The organism is Brotaphodocola sp., from assembly GCF_983179755.1.
This window is the reverse complement of sequence record NZ_CFAHBC010000066.1, coordinates 1-3,963: the sequence shown is the minus strand read 5'-3', so window position 1 is coordinate 3,963 and position 3,963 is coordinate 1. Positions and strand designations below refer to the sequence as shown.

General features: G+C 43.8%; 3 protein-coding genes. All 3 read left to right on the top strand.

What is annotated here, in order from left to right; translation table 11 throughout:
• The first annotated feature begins 151 nt into the window (after positions 1-151).
• Positions 152-1,927, top strand: coding sequence for an ABC transporter ATP-binding protein (locus AC4EVX_RS12715; RefSeq protein ID WP_308452027.1), 1,776 nt, complete (start codon positions 152-154; stop codon positions 1,925-1,927).
• Positions 1,911-3,680 (top strand): ABC transporter ATP-binding protein, encoded by a 1,770-nt coding sequence (locus tag AC4EVX_RS12710; protein ID WP_490160338.1) that lies wholly within the window; start codon positions 1,911-1,913, stop codon positions 3,678-3,680. The genes AC4EVX_RS12715 and AC4EVX_RS12710 overlap by 17 nt, the downstream gene beginning before the upstream one ends.
• Before the next feature lie 103 nt (positions 3,681-3,783).
• Positions 3,784-3,963 (top strand): hypothetical protein (locus AC4EVX_RS12705; protein WP_490160337.1); only part of this gene is annotated, 180 nt, incomplete at its 3' end.

The window sequence follows — 3,963 nt, the reverse complement described above, 5'->3', positions numbered from 1 at the left end:
TATCGGATTTCAGAAAAATGAGATGAAACAGAAATGATAGAAAATAATGGAAAAAGTAAAAACACAAGAAAATAAGAGAAAGAAGTCAGAAGAAGACAAAATAAAAATACCACAAAAACAAAACACTAAAAAAATCCGGGCAGATAAAGTCATGGACTACTTCCGAGTGGAGTGGAAGATTCTCCTCGCGGTAACCATTTCAGGATTGATTTATAATGTTGGTCTTCTCGCCGGTCCGTGGTTTGAGGGACAGCTGGCAGAATGTCTGATGAACATTTTAACAGGAAAAGCAACCTTCCGGAGTATGCTGTTTTTGGCAGTTACCTATGTGAGCGTGATTGGCTCGGTACAGCTGGCAAGATACATCAAACGTTTTTATGTCCGTCGGTTTGCGAACAACGTAAATCGACGGATGAAAACGATTTTGTACCGCACACTTGTCCATAAAAGCCGGGCAGAACTCGGAGAAGAGGGCATCGGAAATGTCATCACAAAGGCGATTTCAGATGTCGACGACTGCGTAGAGGGAATGAGAAAGTTCACGACTGAGATTTTCGATACAGGTATTGCGATGTGCTGTTACATTGGAATGTTGCTCTTTTATGATTGGAAGCTGGCGCTGATCAGCCTGATTTTCCCGCCGATTTCTTATGCGATTGCAGAGAAGATGAAGCGTGTAATTCAATCGACGAATGCTTCCTACAAGGAGGAGATGGGTGTACTCAACACGGTAACCCTCGATCGCATCTCAAATGCAGTGACCTACCGTGTTTTCGGCTGTGAGAGACAGCGTCAGGAAAGCTACGAGAAAACTTTGAAAGATTATGAGCGCTCCGCAATTCACGCAAATATCTGGAATGCAACTCTTCCACCGATTTATAAAGTAATTTCTGCGACTGGTGTGATTTTTATTCTGTATCTTGGTGCAAAAAATATAGTTGGAAGCGGTTTTACTGCGTGGAGCATTGCATCCTTCACCACATTTTTGGCTTGTTATACAAAGCTTTCCGATAAGTCTTCAAAAGCTGCAAAACTGTTCAATGCAGTGCACAAAGCGCAGATTTCATGGAATCGAATCCACCCATATATGGAACGGGCAGAGTCCGCTCATCAGGAAGATGAGAAAGAGATTTCTGCCTCCAAACTGGCCAGACCGTCAGAAAACCATTCTGAACAAAAGAGTTCTGAACTTAAGTGGAAGAATGTATCATTTGCGTACCCGAATGGAAAATCAAATATTTTTGAACAGGTTTGTTTTTCTGCAAAAACAGGTCAAATCATCGGAGTTACCGGTCCTGTCGCCTGTGGAAAATCCACACTCGGCAAGATAATGCTTTGTGAGTACCCGTATCAGGGAGAGATCACCTATTCAGGAAAAGAGATTTCCAAGATGCCGGAATTGCTCAGAAATCAGATGATCGGATACCTCGGACACGATGTGGAATTGCTGGATGACAGTGTAAAAGAAAATATCCTGATGGGCGATGAGAACGAAAATGTCTGGAAATGGCTGAAAGTTGTCTGCATGGATCAGGAAGTACGCAATATGGAAAAGAAAGAGGACACCACGATTGGAAATGGCGGTATGCGCCTTTCCGGTGGTCAGTCAGAACGTCTTTCCCTTGCAAGAGTATTGTGCCACTGGAGACCGATTCTTGTGCTTGACGATCCGTTTTCCGCTCTGGATCAGACAACAGAAGAACAGGTGTTCCGTCATCTTAAAGAACTCAGTAAAAATCGAATTGTTTTCCTGATTTCTCACAGACTTCGCCTGTTCCCGGAGATGGATCAGGTAATCTGGCTGGATCAGAGGCAGGCTGATTGCAGTACGCATGAACAGCTGATGAAAGATAATCCTTTGTATCAAAAGCTGTATTTCGATCAGGCTCAGGCAAAGGAGGAGGCTCAAGGTGAAAATAACGAATAAAAATGCATCAGGCATCATCTGCCGGACAGTAATCCGAGAAAAATGGCTCTCTGTTGGGATTATTTTCACTGTTATCAGTGCCGTCGGAAGCTCTCTGATTCCTCCGCTTGTCCTTGGAAAGATCATTGACCAGATTGCATCGGGAAACATCGTTGGTTTTTCGATGATTGCACTTTATTTTTTCTTTATCGTCATGACCGGTGTTCTGGAATCTTTTCGAGAAGGATTTCTCACGGTATTTGGTCAGAAAATCACACACGCTTTCCGCAGTGAACTTTCTGAGAAGGTCTATCACCTTGAAGCAGATACGCTGATGAGAATGGACCCAGGAAACGTTGTCTCAAGATTCGTCGGAGATGTAAACACCGTGGAGACGCTGTTTACTTCGGGAATTATCAGTATGTTTGCGGATGCCTGTCGGATTATCAGTATTTTTGCAGTCATCTGGTCAAAAAATCAGGGACTCGCATGGGTTTTGATTGTTCTGTTCCCGCTCCTGTACGGATTTACAAGACGGGTACAAAATAAAATGCTCACCGCCCAGCTTGCAAACCGAGTTGCCGTTGGACGCGTAACCAACCACGTTCCAGAGACAATCCGCTGCATCCGAACGATCCACACACTTCAGAAAGAGCCTTATATGGAGCAAAAATATGACCATTATATCGGAGAAAGTTATGCTTCGATCGAAAAGACCAATTTCTATGACGCTGTTTACTCCCCGGTAATCCTGTTTCTAAATGCCTGTATCGCCGCATTCGTCATGATTCTTGCCGGATCAGGAAATGCCAGGGTTCTGTCTTTCTTTGGAATGTCTGTCGGCACTTCTGTTGCTGTGATCAACTACATTTCACAGGTATTTTCTCCAATTGAAAGCCTCGGAATGGAGATCCAGACGTTTCAGTCTGCACTTGCTGGTGTCCGCCGAATTGACGAGTTCTTACAGCAGAAAGAGAGAATGATCATCAAGGCTAGCGACAGCACAAATAAAAACACAAATAAAATTACAAATAGAAGCGAGAACAGTACCCAGAGTAATACCCAGAACAACATTCAAAGCAATGTTCAGAATCAGAATGAGAGTGATTCCGTCATTGAATTTCAGAATGTCAATTTCAGTTACGACAATCACACTCCTGTCTTAGCCGGACTTAGCTTCTCAGTTGCTTTTGGCGAGCATGTGACACTCACTGGAAGAACTGGTGCCGGAAAGAGCACGATATTCAAATTGCTCCTCGGACTCTACCGCCCACAGGATGGAATGGTCAAAATTCTTGGAAAACCGGCATTTGAGACCTCAGACGATGAGAGAAGAAAGATTTTTGGATATGTCGAGCAGTCGTTTCATATGATTCCGGGAACGGTTCGCGATCAAATCACGCTTTCTGACCGGAGCATTACAGAGAATCAGATTCAAACTGCAATTCACATTTCCGGTCTTGATGAGGCAATCAGTCAGCTCGAACATGGTCTTGATACGATCTGTACCCCAGAAATTTTCTCTCAGGGACAGTGGCAACTTCTCTCGATTGCACGAGCAGTCGTCGCAGAGCCGAAGATCCTTCTTCTCGATGAGATCACCGCAAATATGGATGCTGAGACGGAGAATATGGTTCTTTATGCACTCGGAAATGCATCAAATGGCAGAACCGTGATATCGATTTCTCACCGCCTGTACAAAAAGAGTGAAGGTCAAGAGACACGCCAGATTCCGATATTTACAAATTTCAAAAAAGAGAATATAATCCATTAAGATAACGACGGAAACGAAAATGAATAATGGATTTTTGTTCGATTGATTGCCGTTCGTTATTCTTAGATTAGATCGGTTAGATCGGATAGGAGGAAAAGAAATCATGTCCATTATTTTTGCGATTCTATTTCTTGTTCTGATTTTCAAATGTGTCGGTCTGGCACTTGGAATCTGTGGGAAACTTCTCGGCGCAGTTCTGAGTCTGGTCGGATTTGTCATCTCGCTCATGATCGGCGCATTTGTGTTTGGCGGCCTGATGGCCAAGATCCGCCGCATTCCCATC